Genomic DNA, 23125 nt, shown 5'->3' with positions numbered 1-23125 from the left:
AATATTTTGAGACAGTCCTTTTTAAAAATTTTATACAAGTTCCATTAATAATTGTTTATCTTTTACAGTTTCATTTTCGCTTACCTTTATAGACTTAATACTTCCATCAGCCTTAGAAACTACAACAGTTTCCATTTTCATAGCTTCAATTACAATAAGAGGTTCATTTGTTTTAACTTCTTGACCTTCTTTTACTAATATCTTTACTACTTTTCCAGGAATACTAGCTCCAACTTGCATTGGGTTGTTCATATCAGCTTTTACAATATCTTTTATATTTCCAGCATAGTTATTATCTTTTATTTCAATATCTCTCATCATACCATTTAACTCAAATGATAATGTTCTTGTTCCATCCTCTTTTGTATCTCCAATTTCGATTAGTTTAATAGTTAAAACTTTTCCTTCTTCTATTTCAACTTCACATTCTTCGCCTAATGCTAAACCGTAGAAATACACATGACTTTCTAATTTAGATATATCATTGTATAACTCTAAGTGTTTTAAATAATCTTCATAAACCTTAGGATATAGTGTGTAGCTTAAAATATTTCTTATATTTGAATCCATATTAAACTTTTCATCAAGGTGAGTTTTTATACCATCAAAATCTTCATTAGGTATTAATAAACCTGGTCTAGTAGTTATAGGAGATTCTCCTTTTAATACTATTTTCTGAATATCCTTAGGTATTCCACCTTCTGGTTGACCAATCATTCCTTTACAATAATCTACAACTGAATCAGGGAATGATAAATTCTTTCCTTGTGAAATTATATTATCTTTATCAAGTTTATTTTTAACCATGAATATTGCCAAATCTCCAACTACTTTAGAAGAAGGAGTAACTTTTATTATATCTCCCAATATTTCATTTGATTCTTTATATTTTTCTTTGACTAAGTCAAACTTACTAGACAATCCCAAACTATCAGCTTGTGGCTTTAAGTTTGTATATTGACCACCAGGTATTTCATATTTATATATTTCAGCTGATGGATTTTTTAAGTCACTTTCAAACTTCGAATAAACATTTCTTAAATCCTTGTAGTAGTTTCCTAATTCCTCATAACCATGTAAATCAATTTTAGTATCTCTTTCAGTATGCTTAAGAGCCTCTACGATAGCATTTAAAGAAGGTTGACTAGTAAGTCCAGCCATAGTTTCAAGTGCACCATCAACTATATCTACACCAGCTTCAGCAGCCATTAAGCATGTAGCAACACCATTTCCGCTAGTATCATGAGTGTGTAAATGAATAGGAGTATTTACATTTTGTTTTAACTCTTTTATAAGTTTGTAAGCAGCATATGGTTTTAAAAGTCCTGCCATATCTTTTATACATATAATATCTGAACCTAATTCTTCTAATTGTTTAGCCATATTAATGTAATATTCTAAGTTGTACTTACTTTTAGACTCATCTAATATATCTCCAGTGTAGCACATAGTAGATTCAACTATCTTACCAGTTTCAAGTGCTTTATATATAGAAGGTTTCATATTTTCTACCCAGTTAAGAGAGTCAAATATTCTAAATACATCAATACCTTTATTAGCAGATTCTTTTAAAAATTCCTTTATCACATTATCAGGGTAGTTTTTATAACCTACACCGTTAGATGCTCTAAATAACATTTGAAACATTATGTTAGGTATTTCTTCTCTTAGTTTTTCAAGTCTTACCCAAGGAGATTCTTTTAAGAATCTATAAGCTACATCGTAAGTTGCTCCTCCCCACATTTCAAGAGAGAATAAGTCTTTCATGTATTCATTTGTTTGTTTTGAAACCTTTAACAAGTCATAGCTTCTAAGTCTTGTTGCAAGAAGAGATTGATGAGCATCTCTCATAGTTGTATCTGTTAAAAGTAATTTTTTCTCATTTTTTATACTTTCTATATATTTTTCTTTACCTAATTTATTGAATAAATCTCTACTACCTTGGGTAGATGATGTACTTTTAGGTAGAGTAGGGTTGTATATAGTTTTTATTTCTGGCTTTTCTATACATTTATTTTCATTTACTATAGTATTACCTATAAATTGAAGTAATTTAGTACCTCTGTCTTTACTTTCTTTTATTTCAAATAAATCAGGATTTTCATCTATGAATTTTGTACTACATTTACCGTCTGTAAATATAGGGTTATTTAAAACATTAACTAAAAATCCTATATTAGTTTTAACTCCTCTTATTCTAAGTTCCTTTATAGAACGAATAGTTTTATTAATAGCTCCTTTAAAAGTTCTATCCCAAGATATAGTTTTTACTAATAAGCTATCATAGTATGGACTTATAGTTGACCCTGTAAATCCATTTCCACCATCAAGTCTTATACCAAAACCTGAGCCTGTTCTATAAACTTGAATTTTACCTGTATCAGGCATAAAGTTATTTTTAGGATCCTCAGTAGTTATTCTACATTGGATAGAGTAGCCTCTAACCTCTATATCATCTTGAGATTTTATATTTATAACATCATCAGATAATTTATGTCCTTTAGCTATTAAAATTTGGCTTTGAACTATATCTATTCCTGTAATCATTTCAGTTACAGTATGTTCAACCTGAACTCTAGGGTTCATTTCTATAAAGTAGAAGTTTTCGCTGTCATCAACTAAAAATTCAAGAGTTCCTGCATTTACATAACCTACATGCTTAGCCATCTTAACTGCACAAGTACATATTTTTTCTCTTAATTCATCTGATAGAGAAAAAGCAGGAGCATACTCGATTATTTTTTGATGCCTTCTTTGAACAGAACAATCTCTTTCGTGTAAATGAACTATATCTCCGTAACTATCACCTAATATTTGAACTTCTATATGCTTTGGATTAGAAATATATTTTTCTATAAATATAATATCTTCACCAAAGGCTTTTTTAGATTCACTACAAGCAGTTTCGTATTCAACAGCTAAGTCTTTTTCATCGTAAACTACACGCATTCCTCTTCCGCCACCACCGTTAGAGGCTTTAAGCATTATAGGGTAACCTATTTTACTAGCTATTTCTTTAGCTTCAACTATACTTTTAATAGGTGAATCTATACCTGGAATAGTTGGGACATTTGCTTCTTTAGCTATTTGTTTTGAGTTTATCTTATCTCCCATCATATTCATTATATCTGCTGAAGGACCTATGAATACAATTCCGTTTTCTTCACATTTTTTTACAAACTCTGGATTTTCAGATAAGAAACCATAACCAGGATGTATTGCATCTACATTTTTACTTTTTGCAAGTTCTATTATATTATCAATATCTAGATAAGCATCTATAGGACCTTTGTCTTCTCCTATTAGATAAGATTCATCTGCTTTTGTTCTAAATAATGAATATTTATCTTCTTTACTATAAATACCTACACTTTTTATACCTAATTCAGAGCAAGCTCTAAATATTCTTATTGCGATTTCGCCTCTATTGGCAACTAAGATTTTATTAATTTTTTTAAGCATAATTGAAAAAACCCCTCTCGATTCTTTTGATATTAAAGATTATACAGGAAATCACTTTAATTTTAAATGCTTAAAGTGAAGTTCCTTAATAAGTAAAATAAATTTATTAAATCAAATAAATTATATAGTTTAAAAGTATATAATCATCTTATTAAAGAAGTGTAAATAAGTTGAAAACACTTAAAAAGTATGATAATTATGACTATTTAAGGTAACTTTAAAGAATAACTTAAGTTTAATAAAGTTAAATTTAATAATAGGGTGGACAAATAAAGTAAATTATATAAATATAAGTTGTGCTATAATAAAGAAAAATTTAATTAAACATACAAGGAGGAACTTTTTGTGAATAAAATCAAATATTATTTCGTTATATCATTCATATTAATCTTTTTATCTGCAATAATGTTTGGAATTCATTACATGGTATTTGGCCAGGCAATAAATACTGCATATTATTCTCTTATGAATTTATGTTTTATACCTATAAATAGTTTAGTTGTAACTATAATTTTAGAAAAATTAATAGACTATAGGGCTAAAAAAGAAAGATTAGAAAAATTAAATATGCTAGTGGGTATATTTTTTACAGAAGTTGGAAGTAAACTTATGCATCTTATAATAGATGCAGATAAAGATGCTAAAAACTATATATTATCTTTTGAAGACCTAAATAAAGTTAAAGCTGCAGTAGAAAATCATAAGTATAAAGTAGATATAAATGAATTGGATATAGATGCTATAAAAATCTTATTGCAAGAAAACAGTAGCTTATTTATAAATTTAATAAGTAATGAAAATATATTACAACATCAAATTTTCACAGACTTGTTGATGTCAGTTATACATTTAAGAGATGAAATAATATTTATTGAAAATGACACTGATGGAGAAATAGATATAAGACATATAGAAAATGATGTAATAAGAGTATATAAAAATATTACAATTCAGTGGGTTCATTATTTGGAATACTTAGAGAAATTTTATCCATATTTATACAACAATGCTATAAGAGTAAACCCATTTAAATTTAAGTAAAACAAAGCTATATTGAAATAAATATTTCAGTATAGCTTTTTATTTATATATATATGTTATGAATAATTACTTTTTATATGGGTATATGAATAAGTGTTGAATTAAAATGTAATAGTTGTATGAGTAGTATTATAGTTATTTTAGGGTTTAATATTATAAAATATTAAGTTTTAAAATATTTATAATCGATATTTATAAAAACACAAACTCGTACATTTAAAGTATTAACAACAGTAGAATAGGAGTGAGTTTTTTTATGAGTGAAACGTTAAAGAAAAATAGCACAGGAATTGCTATGTTAGTATTTTTACTAGGTATATTCATGGGTGCTATGGACTCGGGAATAGTATCACCAGCGAGAAATGTAATAGCTAGTGGACTTTCTATATCAGAGTCAGCTAGTGTTTGGATGATAACCATATACACTTTAGCATATGCAGTATCTATGCCTATAACAGGTAAACTAGCAGATACATATGGAAGAAAAAAAGTATATATGATTTGTGTTGTATTATTTGGTACAGGTTCTTTACTTTGTGGAATTTCAGATATTGTAGGTAGTTATGAATTTTTATTAGTTTCAAGAGTTATTCAAGCTATAGGTGGAGGAGGTATAATGCCGATAGCCACAGCTTATATAGGAGCATCTTTTCCAGAAGAAAAAAGAGGTTCAGCACTTGGAATGGTAGGTGGAGTATACGGAATAGCTACAGTTCTAGGACCTACATTAGGTAGTTTTATACTTTCTATGGCAGGAGATAGTAGATGGGGATTTTTATTTTTAGTAAATGTTCCTATAAGTATAGTTATAATATTTGCAGCTTTAAAATTAGATGAAAATAAAAAAGAAACAGATATCAAAAAAATGGATGTTTGGGGATCAGTTGCAATAAGTATTTTAGTTGCATCAATTATGTATGCATTAACTAATTTAAAATTCTATGATTTTGCAAACTCAATAAAATCAATAGATGTATGGCCTTACTTATTAATATTTATAGTTATGCTTCCTATATTTGTATATATAGAAAAAAGAGCAGAAGATCCAGTATTAAACTTAAATTTCTTTACTAATAAACAAACAGCATTAACTTTATTTATAAGTTTTATAGTTGGTTGTGGACTTATGAGTACTGTATTTTTACCACAATTTGCAGAAAATGTATTAAGACTTAAAAAAGGTAGTGGAGGTTATATTGTAACTTTATTTGCTGTATTTACAGGTATAGCAGCACCACTTGGAGGTAAGTTTATCGATAAGTTTGGAGTTAAAAAATTATTGTTACTAGGATTTTTTGCAAATATATTTGGAGTATTATATCAAGCTATGGTAACTGCTAATAATCCAAATTTTATAAACTTAACAATAGGATTAGCATTCATGGGAATAGGTATGGGATTTACTATGGGAACACCTGTAAACTATTTAATGATGAGTTTGGTTAAACCAGAAGAGATATCTATGGGACAATCAACAGTATCATTACTTCGTTCTATAGGGGTTGCGGTATCTCCAAATTTACTTATAAACTTTGTATCAGATGCTGGTAGAAAAGTTCCTGGAGCAATTGAAAAGGTAATGCCTCATATCCAAGGAATACCTGGTGGTTCACTTGGAGGAAGTGGAGCTTCAGCTGATATGATGAGTAAATTTCAAAATGCTGATGTTACTAATATTTTTGAAACTGTTAAATCATTTATGATATCAATGTTTAATGGATTACAACATACTATGGGAGCAAATCCTAATATTGATTTTGCAGCCTTAAAAAATAATTATCTAATAAGTTTAGATAAAGCTAAACCAGCAATAGAACATGCATATCAATATACTATGAACCAAGGGTATGCGCACTTATTTATAGGAACTGCTGTAATAGCTGGACTAGGATTTATAGCATCACTATTTATAAAAAATAAACATAATGTAAAAACTAAATAGATAACCAAAAGGGCTGTTAAAAACAGCCCTTTTTACATATGAAGGTATCATCTATAGGGGATATGATATAATATATAGATATAATTGTTTATAGAAAGGAGGAATTACATGGAAATTAGAAAGATGACAGAAGCAGCAGTAATGTCTGCTTTATTTATAGTTTGCAGTATATTTGCTATAAGCACAGGACTTTTATATACATTATATATAGATATAATAGTTCCTATATTTATAGCTATTATATATTTAAGATGTGATTTTAAATTTACAATATTGGCTATGATAACATGTCTAGCAATAATAGGATTGGTAATAGGGGATATTGGTTCAGCAATTTTTATGAGTCAAAGCATGTTAATTGGAATTATGACAGGCTACATTATAACTAAAAAGAGTAAAATACTTGATGATATGTTTTATTTAAGTATAGCTGCATGCTTTATAATGGTTTTAATAGATGTATTTTTAGCTAATTTAACAGGGTTTAGTTTTATGAAGGATTATAAAGAAATGCTAAGAGCTGTTCCTATAAGTGAAAATGCAAAAGAAGTAATGTTTTATATACTAATAGCCACACTTCCTTTAGGAACTATAATTATGACTTACTTTGGAAGTTTATTTATAGGAAGTAGACTAAAATGTTTAAAAGAAGAAGGTAATGAAAAGTTTTATATATTAAAGAATATAAGAAAATATGCAAACTATATACATTGTTCTAAATATAGTATATATGGAGGATTAGCATATTTATTTTTATTACAGATAAAAAATTTAATAGGATATAATATAAATCAAGTATACTTACTAACTGTAACAGAAACTATAAAATATATAATTTATTATTTTTTACTTAGAGATGCATATGCATTTTTAAGAATATATACTTATCAAAAAACAAAATCTATAAAAGCTTTAAACTTTATGGGAATGGCATTTTTAGGTTCACTAGTATTAAAGTTTGATATAAGTTTTTGGATAATATCTATAATTTCATTTATATATATTCCTAAAAAATTAAGTTTACTATAAAAATACCCGTAATCTAAAGTTACGGGTATTTACTAGTGTTCGATTTTTTTCCCAGATTTCAAAGCTTCTCTTTCATCAACTAAGTTTTTTATTAGAGTATTAACATCCCAATTAATTGAAGTTTCAGTAACTACAGCAATTAAAGGAAGTTGCATTCTAAATCTTTTTAAAGAATCTATAAAAGCATGTATTTTACTGTGATCTATATTATTAAAAATAACTGCTTTATTATTTAATCCATTTTCACAAGTTTCATCTAGATTATTATTTAAAATATCTTTAACTATAGTATTTCCGTTTTTCGGAGTAAGTATAATTTTATCTTTAATTCCAATTAAGCCACATATATTTTTCAACATAGTTAATTCTTTAGCGTTAAAATTGTAAAGCATAGCACAAGTTATATCATCACTAGTAGATATTTTATTTATATTTTCAAAACTCATAGTAACCTCCGTAATATAATTAATATTATTATTAATACCTATTTTAAAATAATTTAAACATAGCGAATTATGGAATATAATATTATAAAGTAAAAGGAGGCTATAGAAAATATAACCTCCTTTTTACGCTTAAGGAATTTAAGCTTAACGAATATCTGTTGCTAACTTATAGAGTATAGTCATACTAATATTTTGCTGAAAGTAAAAAAGGACATTTTGAGCAACGGACGAAGTCGTTGGCGCCATGAGCGAAGCGAATTTTTTACTTTATAATATCATTAAATCTTTAGGGAACTTAGTAAGTATTTCTATACCATCTTTAGTAACCACAACAGTATCCTCTATTCTAACTCCACCAAAACCAGGTATATATAATCCAGGCTCCATAGTTATGATACAACCTTCTTCAATAACCTTAGCTCCATAGTTTCCTAAGAAAGGTTCTTCGTGTAAGTCCATACCAACACCGTGACCTATTCCTGGATAGTAAAATTCTTCATATTTTTTTATAACTTCTCTTATAGCTTTATCTGGTTCATTTGCTAAAACACCTGCCCTTAAGTTATCAAGACCAACCTGTTGAGCTTCTTTAACTAAGTTATATATTTCTATATGTTTATCACTTGCTTTACCTACTACGAAAGTTCTAGTCATATCAGATATATAACCATTGTACTTAGCTCCAAAATCTATAGTTACAAAGTCACCTTCTTCTATTAACTTTTTATCTGGTTTACCATGAGGTAAAGATGTTTTACTTCCTGAAATTAAAATAGTTTCAAAACCTATTTCATCAGCACCATTCATTTTTAAATAATATTCAAGTTTTGCACAAAGTTCTTTTTCGCTAACACCAACTTTAATATGAGGTACTAACTCTTCTAAGGCTTTATCACTTATTTCGCATGCTTTTTTTATATAACTTGCTTCAGTTTCATCTTTTATATATCTTAAAGACTCAACCATACCTTCTGTTCCAATAAGTTCAACATCATTTAGTATGTTTTTTAAAGATTCATATCTATCAAAAGTTATATTGTTTTTTTCAAAACCTAATCTTTTAACGTTATTTTCTTTACAAACATGATCAACTGCTTTTATAAGGTTTCTATCAAATAAATGCCAGTTAATTATTTCAAAATCTACACATTCTTTTTGAGCTAACTCTGTAAATCTACCATCAGTTATAAGATAATGTTTATCTTTGCAAGCAAGTACAAATGCAGCCTCATCAGTAAATTTACTAATGTAATTAACATTAGATTGCTTAGTCAAAAATATTGCATCTAAATTATTTTCATTAAGTAATAATGAAAGTCTCTCTATTCTATTCATAATATACCCCCTTATAATTAGAAAAAGGTTTTCTTGGAATATATTATAGCAGTATTTGTAATTAATTAAAATATTTTGAAGATATACACTTGTTATAAGTGGTACAAAAAAGATATTATAGATATAAGTTTTATTTTGAATATTAGTCTAAAGGAGTATATTATGAATAGAGCTGAATTTTTAAAAAGTATAACTTATAGATTATCAAAAGGTGCAAATAAAGGGAAAAATTTAATAATAAAAACAATATTAGAAAAAGTTTTAGAAACAGTGTCTAAAGTATTAATAGTTCCACCTATTATTTTTACAGGTTTAATGATTGTAGGTATGTTAGTATTATTAGGTATGAGTATGTTTACTATAAATTTATTCCCAGATTTTATATCTATGATAGATAGTAGATTAATAATCTCTACAATAGGAATACTAATTAGTATAATATTTTCTACTATTCTTGTAATAGGGTGGCCTATATATATTATTACATTAATAAGTGGAATATGGTTTATAAGAACTTATAGAAAAATGATAAAGAATAATTATTTATATATAAAGGCTAATGATTTTGTAGATAGAGTATAAGTTAATACTTTAAAAAATAATATAAAATATATATAATATAAAGAACGAGGTGATAATATGAAAAAAAGAGTAATGATCGGTATGAGTGGTGGAGTAGATAGTTCTGTTGCAGCATATCTTTTAAAAGAGCAAGGATACGATGTAATCGGAGTTACTATGAAGCTATGGCAAGATGATGATGATGAACTTATAGAAAACGAAGGTGGTTGTTGTTCATTAGCAGCGGTTGAAGATGCAAGAAAAGTTGCAGATAGAATAGGTATTCCTTTTTACGTATTAAACTTTAGTGACGTATTTAAAGAAAAGGTAATAAATCCATTTATAGATGAATATTTAAACGGAAGAACTCCAAATCCATGTATAGCATGTAATAAACACATAAAGTTTGATGACTTCTTTAATAAAGCTCGTCAAATAGGATGTGATTATGTAGCTACAGGACACTATGCTAAGATAGAAAAAGATGAAGAGACTGGTAGATTTTTATTAAAGAAATCAGTTACGGATAAAAAAGATCAAACTTATGCATTATACAATTTAACTCAAGAACAATTAGAACATACATTATTACCAATAGGTGATTATGAGAAAGATAGAGTTAGAGAAATAGCTAAAGAAATAGGTATAGATGTTCATAATAAACCAGATAGTCAAGAAATATGTTTTGTAAAAGATAACGACTATGCTGGATATGTAAAAAAACATTCTAATAAGAGAATTGACTCAGGATTTTTTGTAGATACTAAAGGTAATGTTTTAGGAAAACATACTGGTATAATAAACTATACAATAGGGCAAAGAAAAGGTCTTGGAATAGCATTTGGAAAGCCTATGTTTGTTGTTGATATAGATCCTGTTAAAAATACTGTTGTATTAGGAGATAACGAAGATATATTCACTAAAGGATTAATAGCTAAAGATGTAAACTTAATAGCTATAGATGATATAAAAGAACCTATAAGAGTACAAGCTAAAATAAGATACTCAGCAAGACCTGCAGATGCAACTGTAACTAAAATAGGTGAAAATACTGTTAAAATAGTATTTGACGAACCTCAAAGAGCTATAACTAAAGGTCAATCAGTAGTAATGTATGACAATGATAAAGTTGTAGGTGGAGGAATAATAGATAGAAGCCTATAGAAAAAAGTATTGATTATTTTTATAAAATTTAGTAATATAACTATAATAAAATAGTATATATAAAAAACATACAATGAAGAGAAGTAGTAAATTAATTGATGCTTTACAGAGAGAGGGGTATGGTGAGAACCCTTATGATAGATTAATTGAAGCAGTCTTGGAGTATCAACTTTGAAACTAAGTAGGAGTTGACGGTAGTTCCGTTATAACTTAAGGTTTTCCGAAGATACTGTAAATTTATTTACAGTAATTAGGGTGGTACCGCGAGATATATCCTCGCCCCTATAGTATTATAGAGGCGGGGATTTTTTTATTATCAGATAAATACATAAATCAAGGAGGAAATTTTAATGCAAAAGATGGGATTAAACGAAATAAGAAGCAAGTTTTTAAACTTCTTTGAATCAAAAGGACATTTAGTTCAACCAAGTTATCCACTAGTGCCACAAAATGATAAGAGTTTATTATTAATAAATGCAGGAATGGCACCACTTAAAAATTATTTTTCAGGAGTAGAAGTTCCACCAAGTAAAAGAATGAGTACTTGCCAAAAATGTGTAAGAACAGGTGATATAGAAAATGTTGGTGTTACAGCTAGACATGCTACATTATTCGAGATGTTAGGTAACTTCTCTTTTGGAGACTACTTCAAAGAAGAAACTTTAAAATGGGGATGGGAGTTCGTTACAGAACACTTAAATATACCTCAAGATAAAATATGGGTAAGTGTATACTTTGAAGATGATGAAGCTTTCGAAATATGGGAAAAAGAAATAGGTATACCAAAAGAAAGAATAGTAAGATTAGGTAAAGAAGATAACTTCTGGGAAATAGGAACTGGTGCTTGTGGACCTTGTTCAGAGATACACTTTGACAGAGGTGAAGAATATGGATGTGACAATCCTGATTGTAAACCAGGATGTGACTGTGACAGATATTTAGAATTCTGGAACCATGTATTCTCTCAATTTAACAAAGATGAAGAAGGAAACTACAACCCACTTGAGAACAAAAACATAGATACAGGTATGGGACTTGAAAGAATAGCTTGTATAATGCAAGGAGTTAACACTATATTTGATGTTGATACTATAAAGCATATACTACATTCTGTAGAGAAAATGACAAACTCAACTTATGGAAAAGAATACAAAGTTGATAAATCAATAAGAATAATAACTGACCATATAAGAAGTGTAAGTTTCTTAGTTGCAGATGGAGTATTACCATCAAATGAAGGTAGAGGATACGTTTTAAGAAGATTACTTAGAAGAGCTGCAAGAAATGGTAAATTATTAGGAATGAAAGAACCTTTCTTATATAAATTAGTTGATGAAGTTATAGCTGTAAGTGGAGAAGCTTACCCAGAGTTAGTAGAAAAAGCTGACTACATCAAAAAAGTTATAAGAATAGAAGAAGAAAAGTTCAATGAAACAATAGATAAAGGAAGCGAAATATTAGCTTCATATATAGAAGATTTAAAAAATAAAAATGAAAAAATTCTAAGTGGAGAAAATGCATTTAGATTATACGATACTTATGGATTCCCTGTAGACTTAACTAAAGAAATATTAGAAGAAGAACATTTAGAAATAGATGAAGAAGGATTCCAATCTGAAATGGAAAAACAAAGACAAACAGCTAGAGATGCTAGAGGTAACATGGATGGTGAAGCTTGGAAAGAAGATGCTATAGCTAAACTAGACAAAAACATAGTTACAAACTTTGAAGGATATGATACTTTATCTATAGAATCAACTGTAAAAGGTATAGCTAAAGACAATGAATTAGTAGAGTCTGCTAGTGTAGGAGATGAAGTTATAATAGTTCTTGATAAAACTGCTTTCTATGCAGAAGGTGGAGGACAAGTAGGAGATAAAGGTCTTTTAGTTAACAAAAACGAAGATGTTGTAGTTGAAGTAATAGATACTAAAAAAGGACCAAATAACACTATAAAACATATATGTGTTGTTAAATCAGGAATTATAAACTTAGGAGATGTAGTATATACTAAAGTTGATAAAGAAGTAAGATTAGCTTCTGCTAGAAACCACAGTGCTACACATATACTTCACAAAGTATTAAAAGAAGTATTAGGAGATCACGTTAACCAAGCTGGATCACTTGTTACTCCTGAAAGATTAAGATTTGACATAACTCACTTTGAAGCTATATCAAAAGATGAATTAAAACTTATAGAAGAAAAAGTAAATGATGCAATATTTGAAGCTTTAGACATAACTTGTGAAAACATGAGTATGGTAGATGCTTCTAAAAAAGGTGCTACTGCATTATTCGGTGAAAAATACGGAGATGAAGTAAGAGTTGTAACTATGGGAGACTTCTCAATGGAATTATGTGGAGGAACTCACTTAACAAACACTGCTCAAGTTGGTATGTTTAAGATACTTTCTGAAGGTGGAGTTGCAGCTGGAGTAAGAAGAATAGAAGCTATAACAGGTAAAGAAGTTTACAACTTCTTAAATAACAAGCAACACTTAATAAATGAAGTTTGTACTGCTGTAAAAGCTAGAGAAGATAACTTAACAGCTAGAGTGTCAAGCTTATTAGAAGAAACTAAAACATTAAATAAAGAATTAAATGAAGTTAAAGCTAAAATGAGTTTACAATCTGCTGACTCTATATTAGACTCTAAAGTAGATATAAATGGAGTTAACATAGTTACAGCTAAGTTTGAAGATATGGATATGGACACATTAAGAAATACTGCAGACACATTAAGAGACAAATTAGCTTCTGGTGTAGTAGTATTAGCTAATGTAGCAGGAGGAAAAATAAACTTTGTTGCTACAGCTACAAAAGATGCAGTTGAAAAAGGTGTTCATGCTGGTAACATTGTTAGAGAAGTTGCACAAACTGCTGGTGGAAAAGGTGGAGGAAGACCTAATATGGCACAAGCTGGAGCACCAGATGTAACTAAGGTTGACGAAGCTTTAAATCATGCAACTGAGGTATTAAAATCTCAAGTAAAATAATTAACAAAATAACAAACAAATAAAATGATAGGGGTGTTGTAGTATGAATGAAAATATGGATTTTACAATGAAATTCGAAGGTATAACATCTGAACAAATGAGTGTCAGTGAAGCTATTGATTTAGTATATGATGCTTTAACAGAAAAAGGATACAACCCTATAAATCAAATTATAGGTTACATTCTTTCAGGAGACTCTAGCTATATAACAAGTCATAACAATGCTAGAGGAATTATGAAAAAGTTTGAAAGAGATGAAATCCTAGAAGAGGTTATTACTTATTATTTGAACAATAGAAAGTAGGTCAATCTTATGAAAAAAAAGATTGTATCCTTATTAACTACATTAATTGTACTTATAAGTGCTATAACAACTACTAGTTTTGCAGATGATAAAGGAAAAGTAATACTTATTAACATGAATAGATCTAATCTAGAAGATATGTTAAGTATAGACTCTTTATCTAAAAAACTAGAGGATGAAGGATATATAGGGCTTATGAATATCATAGGTGACCGAGGTACTGATGATAGAAGGTCATATGCAGCAATAGGTGCAGGTGGAAGAGTTACTTTAGCAAGTCAAGGTCTTATAAACTTTGAAGAAGTAAATAAAGACAATGCCAAAGCCTATAAAGCTGAAACAGGACACAATCCTAAAAAAATAAATGATATGACTATAAACTATTCTCTAAGTGAAAACTTAGAGAATGGTTCTTATGGATCAAAACTTGGTTCACTAGGGCAAACTTTAGCGGACGAAAAAAAGAAGGTTTCTGTTATAGGCAATGCCGATAAAGTTAATAATGGAGAATTATTAATAAATAGAAACATAGCTTTAATGGCTATGGACAACATAGGTAGAGTTGAAGCTGGTAATGTAGACAATATAAATACAAAAGACAACACTATGCCTTATGGAATCAGAACTGATTATGATAAGCTAAAAAGTGAAACTAAAAAGTTTTATGATAATAGTGATGTAGTATTTGTAGAACTTGGAGATACATATAGATTAGATGAATATAGAAATTACTTAAATGACGAAACTTATAAAGATATGAAATCAAAAATATATAAAAATATAGATTCATATTTAAATGAAGTTTTTAAAATGGTAAATGAAAATGATACAGTTTATATAACATCTACATTTCCAAGTAGAGAAGACTATAAAAACCAAAAAAGACTATCACCTGTAATTAAATTTGAAGGTTCTGGTAAAGGAGTTTTAAGCTCTGCTACAACTAGAAGAGATGGTGTAGTTGGAAATATAGATATAGGTGTAGATATACTTTCTAAATTTGGTTTAGAAAATAAAGAAATGGTAGGAAAAAAATTAATAAATGTAGATAAAGAAAATAATATAGACTTTATAAATCATGAGTTTGAAAAAATGGTTTCTATGCTAGGAGTTAGAAGTACTATAGTTAACACTTCTGTAGGCATAGTTGCTGTGGCATGTGTAATAGCAACTATATTATTATTTTTTAAAGATAAAATGCCGAAAAAAGAAATGATCTTTGGTATTTTAAAAGAATTTATCAAGTTAGGTATATTAATACCTTTAGCATTTATAGTTGCACCTATCTTTAATTTATCTACACAATTTGGAATAGTTATGGAAATACTAGGAACCTTAATTGGGTTATATATTATAGGTAAAATATTCTTTAAAAATGATATAACTTATATGGGATTCTTTTCAATAATTACAATTATAGTTATAGTTATTGATTCTATATTTGGTACACATTTAATGCAAAATAACATTATGAGTTATGATGCAATAATTGGTGCTAGATATTACGGTATAGGAAATGAATATGAAGGCATAACAATAGGATGTGCTATATTTGCATTATCTGTACTAGTTAATTATAAGAAGATACCAAAGTGGAGTATAGTAGTATTTTCTTCAATAATTTTAATAACAAGTGCATATCCTTCGATGGGAGCTAATGTTGGAGGTTCAATCTCTGAATCTGTAGCATATGCACTGTTCATATTACTTGCATTTGATGTGAAGATGGATCTTAAAAAATATATATTGATAGGATTAGTTCCAGTTGTAATAGTATTTTTATTTGCAATCTTAGATATAATTTCTAAGAGTGAATCTCACTTGTCAGGATTTGTTAATCAAATTATAACAAATGGACCAGGGGCAATAGTTCAAACTTTTGCTAGAAAAATACAAATGAATATAGATATAGCTACAAGTAATATCTTTATAGTTATAGCTTTATTTATAGCTGGATTTATGACTAAGTTTATATTTAAACCAACTAAACATTTTAAAAAGTTGGAAGAAAAGTATCCATATATATTTAAAGGATTTGTAGCCTCTACAGTAGGATGTATAGTAACATTAGTAGTTAATGATTCAGGAATAGTTGCAGCATCAACAGCTGCTATTTATATACTTATACCATTATTGATTATGAGTATAAATATGATAATTTTTGATAGAGATTAAAAATTATGCTAAGGGGGTAACATTTTGTTACTCCCTTAATCTTTTCTACATAATGTGTTGAAATTAGAGTAGAATAAGAATATAGTATATACATATAGTTAATAAGTTACTAAAAATTGATTAATCAAGGAGATTTATATGATATTAGATGGAAGAATAATGGGGCTTGATGTCGGAGATAAAACTATAGGAGTTGCGACAAGTGATCTTATGGGAATTACAGCTCAAGGTGTTAAAACTGTTAGAAGAGTGGGTAAGAAAAAGGATATAGAAGAATTAAAAGCTATCATAAAAGAAAGACAAGTGACAAAGATAGTTTCAGGCCTTCCTAAAAATATGAATGGAACATTAGGACCACAAGGTGAAAAAGTTATAAAGTTCTGTGAACTTTTAGAAGAAGAAACTGGAATTAAAATAGAGTATTGGGATGAAAGATTATCTACTGTTGCAGCTGAAAGATCTTTAATAGAAGCTGATGTTAGAAGAGAAAAAAGAAAAAAAGTTATAGATATGCTAGCTGCTGTAATAATCCTTCAAGGATACTTAGATAGCAAAAGAATTTTCTAAAACCTATATAAAATAATGTAGATATACGTTATAATATATTTAAATAATTAAATTTGAGGTGAGGCACATGCAAGAAAATATAGTAAATTTAATAGACCAAGACGGAAACGAAATACAATTTGAAATAATATTAACTTTAGAAGCAGAAGGAAAAGAGTATGCTATACTTATGCCTTTAGATGATAATGAAGCAGAAGAAGCTTTAATATTTAGAATTGATTCAGATGAAGAAGGAGATATATTAACTCCACTTGAAAATGATGATGAGTATGAAACAGTTGTTGCTGTTTACAATACTTTAATGGAAGAAGAAGGATTAGATTACGACGAAGAGTAATTAATATTAAAATTGTATAGTTTATAATTAGGAGTACCAAAACGGTACTCCTTTTTTAAATCTAAAAAATAAAAAAATTATATGTTATAATAGAGTTAAAAAATGCAGGAGGAAGAATTTGACAAAATACATAGATTTAGTAATAGGATTAATTTTAATAGCATATTATGCTTACCTAGAAGTTAGGTATAATGGTATGGCATTTGATGGGTTTTTCTTAGGAGTTGGTATAGTTTTATTGGTATATCACTTTTTGAAAAACAAAGTAGTATTAAATAAAAAGTTAAAAAAGTTTATAAATATATTGATAGCAACAGGGTTAGCTATATTTTTAATAGTTGAAAGTTTAATTGTATTTTTCCCAAAACACAATTATGAAGATGATTGTGATTATATGGTAGTATTAGGAGCTGCAGTAAAAGGAACTACACCTAGCTTAACTTTAAGAAGGAGACTAGATACGGCTATAGACTACCTTAAAAAAAGTAAAGATGATTGTTACATAGTTGTTTCTGGAGGAAAAGGAAGCGGAGAAAAAATATCAGAAGCAGAAGCTATGAAAAGATATCTAGAAGAAAATGGTATATCAAAAGATAAAATTATAATGGAAGATAAATCTACTAGTACATATGAAAACTTTAAGTATAGTAAAGAAAAAATTGAAAAACATAGTAATAAAGATATAAATAAAGTAGGAGTCAAAGTTGTAACTACAGATTTTCATAGTTTTAGAAGCTTTTTAATAGCAAAAAAGAATGGATATGATGATATAACTTTCTGTACAGATAGATCTATAAAACAATTTATACCAGTATATTATGCGAGAGAATTTTTTGCAGTAATAAAATCTGCTATATTTGATATAGGGTTAAATATATAGATATTTAATGTAAATATTTCTAAAATAAGATTTAAATTTATTCAAATGGTTAAAATAGAATTAACAAAAATATAAGGGGAAATGCATATGAATAAATTTAAAAAAATTTGTATTATGTTAAGTGTATTAGTTATTATGATATTTACTGCAGGAAATATATATGCAATAAATAGTTATAATAAGTTAATAAATAAAAATGAATTAAAAGTAGCTACAGAACAACAAAATATGGAAACAGGTTCTGTACCAAAGAACAATGATGTATCTAATATATTACTAATAGGAAGTGATTCTGGCGATTTTAATGAAATAGGAAGGTCAGATTCAATGATGATTTTAACTGTAGATAATAAAAATAAAAGTTTAAAGTTAACATCTTTAGCAAGAGATACATTAGTTAATATACCTGGACATGGATATGAAAAACTTACACATGCTTATGCATATGGTAAGGCAGAACTATTATTAGAAACTATTGAAAAAAACTTAAAAATAGATATTGATGACTATATAGCAGTTAATTTTAATTCATTTATAGACTTGGTAGATGTCATAGGTGGAGTTGAAATAGACATACATGAAAAAGAAATATCGCATCTTAATGACGTTATAGTTAATTCATTTAATCTAGCTGAAAAAGAAGCTGAAGAACCTCAATTTATAAGAAGTGATGGAAAACAGTTATTAAATGGATATCAAGCACTAGCATATGCTAGAATAAGACAAATAGATAGTATTTATGAAAGAGATAAAAGACAGCGAGATGTACTAAAAAGTATTGCTAATAAATTAGTAGAATTACCAGCAACTAGCTATCCAAAAGTAATAAAAGAAATGCTTCCATATGTAGATGTTAACATTTCTATACCTAAATTAATTAAACTGGCAGTTACGTCTAAAGACTTATATAATTATGAGTTAAAACAAATGGAATTTCCACTTGAAGAATATAGAGAGTCGGGAAGATTAGCTAAAGATAATAGCTTTGTAGTAAAATGGGATAAAACAGAAAACTTAAAAAATTTAAGGAACTTTATATATAATGAGTAAAAAGATTATTAAAAAAGCTAATATTTGGGTATATTTATAAAAGTAAAGATAATTATCTTTACTTTTATTTAATTTAATAAAGTGTAATTGTGTACATATATTGACAAAGTCAATAATTTAAATTAAAATAATTAATAAAGATTATCATTTGAAAATAAAGGTGGTAAATATAAATGAACCAAATGGATATATTAAAGGAAAAATTAAAAGAAACGGGATTTAAGATAACACCTCAAAGAAGAGCGATAGTAGAGACGTTATTAAAACATAAGGATAAACATTTAAGTAGTGAAGAAATATATGATTTAGTTAGAACTGATTGTCCTGAAATAGGATTAGCAACAGTTTATAGAACTATGCAACTATTAGATGAAGTAGGGGCAATTTCAAAATTAAACTTAGATGATGGATGTATAAGATATGAAATTGATTTAGATGACTCTGATGCACATAATCATCATCATCTAATATGTAAAAATTGTGGGAAAATAATAGAGGTAAAAGAGGATTTATTAGATTCTATAGAGCTAGAGATTCAAAATTTATATAATTTTAGTATAATAGATCACGATCTTAAATTTTATGGTTTATGTGAAGAATGTAAGTAAAAATAAGCCCCTTATATAGGGGCTTATAATTTTATTAAGGTCAATATTATTATAAAAACTAAAAATATAACGAATACAATTTCTAAAAAGTTACTTAGTGCACCTCCAACCCTTAAAAATCCTAAAGAAAATTTTCTTTCACTAAAAGGATAAAATATTGGAATTCCTGATTTTGTAAATAAATCTCCTAAAAATAAATGAGACGAGTATCCAATAGTACCAAAAAAACATAGATTAGATAGATTAGTTAATATTTCTATTTGTTTAAGCAAAAAGCTTAGTATTAAAATTGCTAGTAAACTATGGGATAGTTTTCTATGTTTTAACCAAGGAAATACTGCAAGTATAATACTAGATAAGATAAAATAAAATTTACCATTAATTAGATATATACAAACTGCCAATAATATAAATATTAATGATAAAAATAATTTTCTTAAAAAACCATGAGTTATTTTAGCTTCTAGAATTATTATAGCTATAAATGTTACTAATGAACTTACTAAAAAATCATCGTTTATTTTTATAGAGATTAAAAATATCAATATATCTAAAAAATATATAATAAATTTATAAAATTTTTTTGAAAGATTATGGTTTAAAATTGTATTAGATATAATTGAGTTTGAAGTGTCTAAATCAGGCAGTATTGAACATACAGAACAAACTGCAATATTAATAAGAGAAAGAGGTTTATTAAATAGTATAGAAGCTTGTAATGAAGCCAATATACCTATCGTGAAGTGAGTTTTACCACGCATGTTAACCTCCTATAAATATTATAATTTGAGAATACCAAAATAATTATACTTTGTCAAAACAATACGGTAAATGTATTTTAAATATATCTTAAAATATAGTTCAAGTTGTGATACAATTATAATAACTGGTAAAGAGTGCGTGATTTGATATTATTTGTATATGAATTAAGAACGTTTTAGAGTGCGAAAAAGATATAGACAAAAGGAGATGATGCAATTGTTCAAAAAGAGTTTGAATAAAATTAAAGTTATGGCTCTGGGAGGGCTAAATGAAATCGGGAAAAACATGACTGTTATTGAATATAAAGATGAGATTATAGTTATAGATTCAGGATTAAGTTTTCCGGAAGAAGAGATGTTAGGGGTAGATATAGTTATACCTGATATAACTTACTTAGTTAAAAATAAAGATAGAATAAAGGGAATATTTATAACACACGGTCATGAGGACCATATAGGGGCATTACCTTACGTATTAAAGAAGATAAATGTTCCTGTGTATGCTTCTAAACTTACAGTAGGACTTATACAAGTAAAATTAAAAGAACATAAGTTAAACAACGTAAACTTAAATGTAATAACTCCAAAGCAAGTTATAAAACTTAAGAATTTCGATGTTGAATTTTTAAAAGTAAATCATAGTATACCAGATGCTTGTGCAATAGCAGTTCATACAGATCAAGGAATAATATTCCATACTGGGGACTTTAAAATCGATTTAACTCCAATAGATGGAGATGTTATGGATTTTCACAGAATATGTGAATTAAGCAAAAAGGGTGTATTATTAATGCTGGCTGACAGTACAAATGTTGAAAGACCAGGATACACTATGTCGGAGAGAACAGTAGGTACAGGATTAGATGATTTATTTAGAAAAGGTAGCAATAGCAGAATAATAGTTGCTACATTTGCATCTAACATACACAGACTACAACAAATAATTAATGCAGCTCAAAAATTTGAAAGAAAAGTTGCTGTTTCAGGTAGATCTATGGTAAATGTTATGGGTGTAGCAAGAGACTTAGGTTATATAGATATAGATGAAGACATGCTAATTGATTTAAATGATATTCATAAATATGAAGATAATGAATTAGTTATAATAACTACAGGGTCTCAAGGAGAGCCTATGTCAGCACTTGCAAGAATGGCATCTGCTGAGCATAAAAAAGTAGAAATAAGACAAGGTGATTTAGTAATAATATCTGCTCATCCAATACCAGGGAATGAAAAGCTTATATCAAAAGTAGTAAATTGTTTATTTGAAAAAGGTGCAGAAGTTGTATATGACGATGCAGCTGATATACATGTTTCAGGGCATGCTAAGCAAGAAGAGTTAAAATTAATGCATAGATTAGTTGCTCCTAAGTTCTTTATGCCAGCACACGGTGAATTTAGAATGTTAAAGAAACATGCAGAAATAGCAGAAGATTTAGGAATGCCAAGTCAAAACATATTTGTTATGAAAACAGGTGAGGTTTTAGAAATAGATAAAAACTCAGCTAAAGTAGCATCTCACATACCAACAGGAAATGTATTAGTTGATGGACTAGGTGTTGGAGATGTTGGAAATATAGTACTAAGAGATAGAAAACATTTATCAGAAGATGGTCTTATGATAGTTGTTGTTACTATATCTAAAGAAGACGGTAAAGTTTTAGCAGGTCCAGATATAATATCTAGAGGATTCGTATACGTAAGAGAATCAGAAGACTTAATGGATGGAGCTAAATCTGTAATAAAGAATGTGTTAACTGTTTGTGAAGAAAGTCATATAAAAGAGTGGGCATATTTAAAAAATAATATAAAGGATAACTTAAAAGAGTACTTATATCAAAGAACTAAGAGAAATCCTATGATACTTCCTATTATAATGGAGGTATAAATGAGAAAGATTGAATATAATATATTATATTCAATCTTTTTTACGTTTAAGGAATGTATGCTTAACGAATATTTGCTGATAACTCATAGTGTATAGTCATGCCAATATCTTGATGAAAGTAAAAAAGTACATTTTGAGCAACGGACGAAGTCGTTAGCGACATGAGCGAAGCGAATTTTTTATGGAGGTAAATTATGGGGATTTATGATAGTACTACAAAACTGGCAAGTGATATAAAGAGTAGCAAAGAATATAAAGAATTTAAAAAATATATGAAAATAGTTAAAAATAATCCAAAGTATGAATCGATTCTTAATAACTATAGAAAAATTCAAATGGAAATAAAATCTAGAAGCATGAATGGAGTAACGGTAGATAAAAATACTATAAAAACAGAACAAGAGTTAAGAAAGATAATATCAAATAATAAAGAATTAAGTAAATATCTAGATAGTGAATATAAATTTACATCTATGATGGAAAAAATAAATAAAATCTTAGCTTCAGCAGTATATGAAGATTATAGATAAGAAATATTGTATAAAATGAATGAAACTATTTAGTTAATATAACTATATA

Annotated in this window: 19 protein-coding genes and 1 other annotated feature; of the genes, 15 read left to right on the top strand and 4 right to left on the bottom strand. The window is 27.8% G+C overall.

Annotated features, from left to right (window positions below; genetic code table 11):
* Positions 1-30 precede the first annotated feature (30 nt).
* Entirely contained in the window at positions 31-3462 is a 3432-nt protein-coding gene (locus ACEXNK_RS10750; RefSeq protein WP_373598538.1) for a pyruvate carboxylase, read from the bottom strand.
* A 345-nt stretch (positions 3463-3807) separates the two neighbouring features.
* On the opposite strand from ACEXNK_RS10750, the gene ACEXNK_RS10745 reads away from it, so the two are divergent.
* The 3 genes from ACEXNK_RS10745 to ACEXNK_RS10735 all read left to right on the top strand — a co-directional run bounded on the left by ACEXNK_RS10745 (position 3808) and on the right by ACEXNK_RS10735 (position 7474).
* Positions 3808-4503, top strand: coding sequence for a hypothetical protein (locus tag ACEXNK_RS10745; protein WP_373598537.1), 696 nt, complete (start codon positions 3808-3810; stop codon positions 4501-4503).
* A gap of 256 nt (positions 4504-4759) precedes the next feature.
* Complete coding sequence (locus ACEXNK_RS10740) at positions 4760-6445, top strand: MFS transporter (protein ID WP_373598536.1); 1686 nt, start codon at positions 4760-4762, stop codon at positions 6443-6445.
* A 108-nt stretch (positions 6446-6553) separates the two neighbouring features.
* Entirely contained in the window at positions 6554-7474 is a 921-nt protein-coding gene (locus ACEXNK_RS10735; protein WP_373598535.1) for a hypothetical protein, read from the top strand.
* A 32-nt stretch (positions 7475-7506) separates the two neighbouring features.
* On the opposite strand, the gene ACEXNK_RS10730 is transcribed toward ACEXNK_RS10735, so the two are convergent.
* Positions 7507-7920 (bottom strand): DUF3783 domain-containing protein, encoded by a 414-nt coding sequence (locus ACEXNK_RS10730; protein ID WP_373598534.1) that lies wholly within the window; start codon positions 7918-7920, stop codon positions 7507-7509.
* A 267-nt stretch (positions 7921-8187) separates the two neighbouring features.
* Positions 8188-9255, bottom strand: a complete 1068-nt coding sequence (locus ACEXNK_RS10725; RefSeq protein ID WP_373598533.1) for a M24 family metallopeptidase — start codon at positions 9253-9255, stop codon at positions 8188-8190.
* Positions 9256-9417: 162 nt separating this feature from the next.
* Between ACEXNK_RS10725 and ACEXNK_RS10720 the strand changes: the two genes are divergently transcribed.
* From ACEXNK_RS10720 to ACEXNK_RS10675, 10 genes are all read left to right on the top strand, one after another.
* Positions 9418-9837, top strand: coding sequence for a hypothetical protein (locus ACEXNK_RS10720; protein ID WP_373598532.1), 420 nt, complete (start codon positions 9418-9420; stop codon positions 9835-9837).
* Between the two features lie 57 nt (positions 9838-9894).
* Positions 9895-10980, top strand: a complete 1086-nt coding sequence (mnmA, locus tag ACEXNK_RS10715; protein ID WP_373598531.1) for a tRNA 2-thiouridine(34) synthase MnmA — start codon at positions 9895-9897, stop codon at positions 10978-10980.
* A 64-nt stretch (positions 10981-11044) separates the two neighbouring features.
* Positions 11045-11267, top strand: a binding site (T-box leader).
* Positions 11268-11330: 63 nt separating this feature from the next.
* The gene (alaS, locus tag ACEXNK_RS10710; protein ID WP_373598530.1) at positions 11331-13976 is read left to right on the top strand and encodes an alanine--tRNA ligase; all 2646 of its coding nucleotides are present in this window, start codon (positions 11331-11333) and stop codon (positions 13974-13976) included.
* 43 nt (positions 13977-14019) lie between these two features.
* Entirely contained in the window at positions 14020-14280 is a 261-nt protein-coding gene (locus tag ACEXNK_RS10705; RefSeq protein WP_373598529.1) for an IreB family regulatory phosphoprotein, read from the top strand.
* Between the two features lie 9 nt (positions 14281-14289).
* Complete coding sequence (locus ACEXNK_RS10700; RefSeq protein ID WP_373598528.1) at positions 14290-16455, top strand: hypothetical protein; 2166 nt, start codon at positions 14290-14292, stop codon at positions 16453-16455.
* A 141-nt stretch (positions 16456-16596) separates the two neighbouring features.
* The gene (gene ruvX, locus ACEXNK_RS10695; protein ID WP_373598861.1) at positions 16597-17022 is read left to right on the top strand and encodes a Holliday junction resolvase RuvX; all 426 of its coding nucleotides are present in this window, start codon (positions 16597-16599) and stop codon (positions 17020-17022) included.
* A gap of 67 nt (positions 17023-17089) precedes the next feature.
* Positions 17090-17359, top strand: coding sequence for a DUF1292 domain-containing protein (locus ACEXNK_RS10690; protein WP_147546514.1), 270 nt, complete (start codon positions 17090-17092; stop codon positions 17357-17359).
* A 118-nt stretch (positions 17360-17477) separates the two neighbouring features.
* Positions 17478-18239 carry a YdcF family protein gene (locus tag ACEXNK_RS10685; protein WP_373598527.1) on the top strand — a complete coding sequence of 254 codons (762 nt, stop codon included), beginning with the start codon at positions 17478-17480 and terminating at the stop codon, positions 18237-18239.
* Positions 18240-18326: 87 nt separating this feature from the next.
* Positions 18327-19289: an LCP family protein gene (locus ACEXNK_RS10680; RefSeq protein ID WP_373598526.1), complete on the top strand. Its 963-nt coding sequence runs from the start codon at positions 18327-18329 to the stop codon at positions 19287-19289.
* A 173-nt stretch (positions 19290-19462) separates the two neighbouring features.
* Complete coding sequence (locus tag ACEXNK_RS10675) at positions 19463-19897, top strand: Fur family transcriptional regulator (protein WP_373598525.1); 435 nt, start codon at positions 19463-19465, stop codon at positions 19895-19897.
* 23 nt (positions 19898-19920) lie between these two features.
* Here the strand turns inward: ACEXNK_RS10675 and ACEXNK_RS10670 are convergent, their stop codons facing one another.
* Positions 19921-20658 (bottom strand): metal-dependent hydrolase, encoded by a 738-nt coding sequence (locus ACEXNK_RS10670; RefSeq protein ID WP_373598524.1) that lies wholly within the window; start codon positions 20656-20658, stop codon positions 19921-19923.
* Positions 20659-20869: 211 nt separating this feature from the next.
* On the opposite strand from ACEXNK_RS10670, the gene ACEXNK_RS10665 reads away from it, so the two are divergent.
* Positions 20870-22546, top strand: coding sequence for a ribonuclease J (locus tag ACEXNK_RS10665; RefSeq protein ID WP_373598523.1), 1677 nt, complete (start codon positions 20870-20872; stop codon positions 22544-22546).
* A gap of 194 nt (positions 22547-22740) precedes the next feature.
* Complete coding sequence (locus ACEXNK_RS10660; RefSeq protein ID WP_373598522.1) at positions 22741-23076, top strand: YlbF family regulator; 336 nt, start codon at positions 22741-22743, stop codon at positions 23074-23076.
* Positions 23077-23125 lie beyond the last annotated feature (49 nt).

This window comes from Paraclostridium bifermentans (genome assembly GCF_964259345.1).
GTDB lineage: Bacteria > Bacillota > Clostridia > Peptostreptococcales > Peptostreptococcaceae > Paraclostridium > Paraclostridium bifermentans_B.
This window is presented reverse-complemented; position numbering and strand designations above follow the sequence as displayed.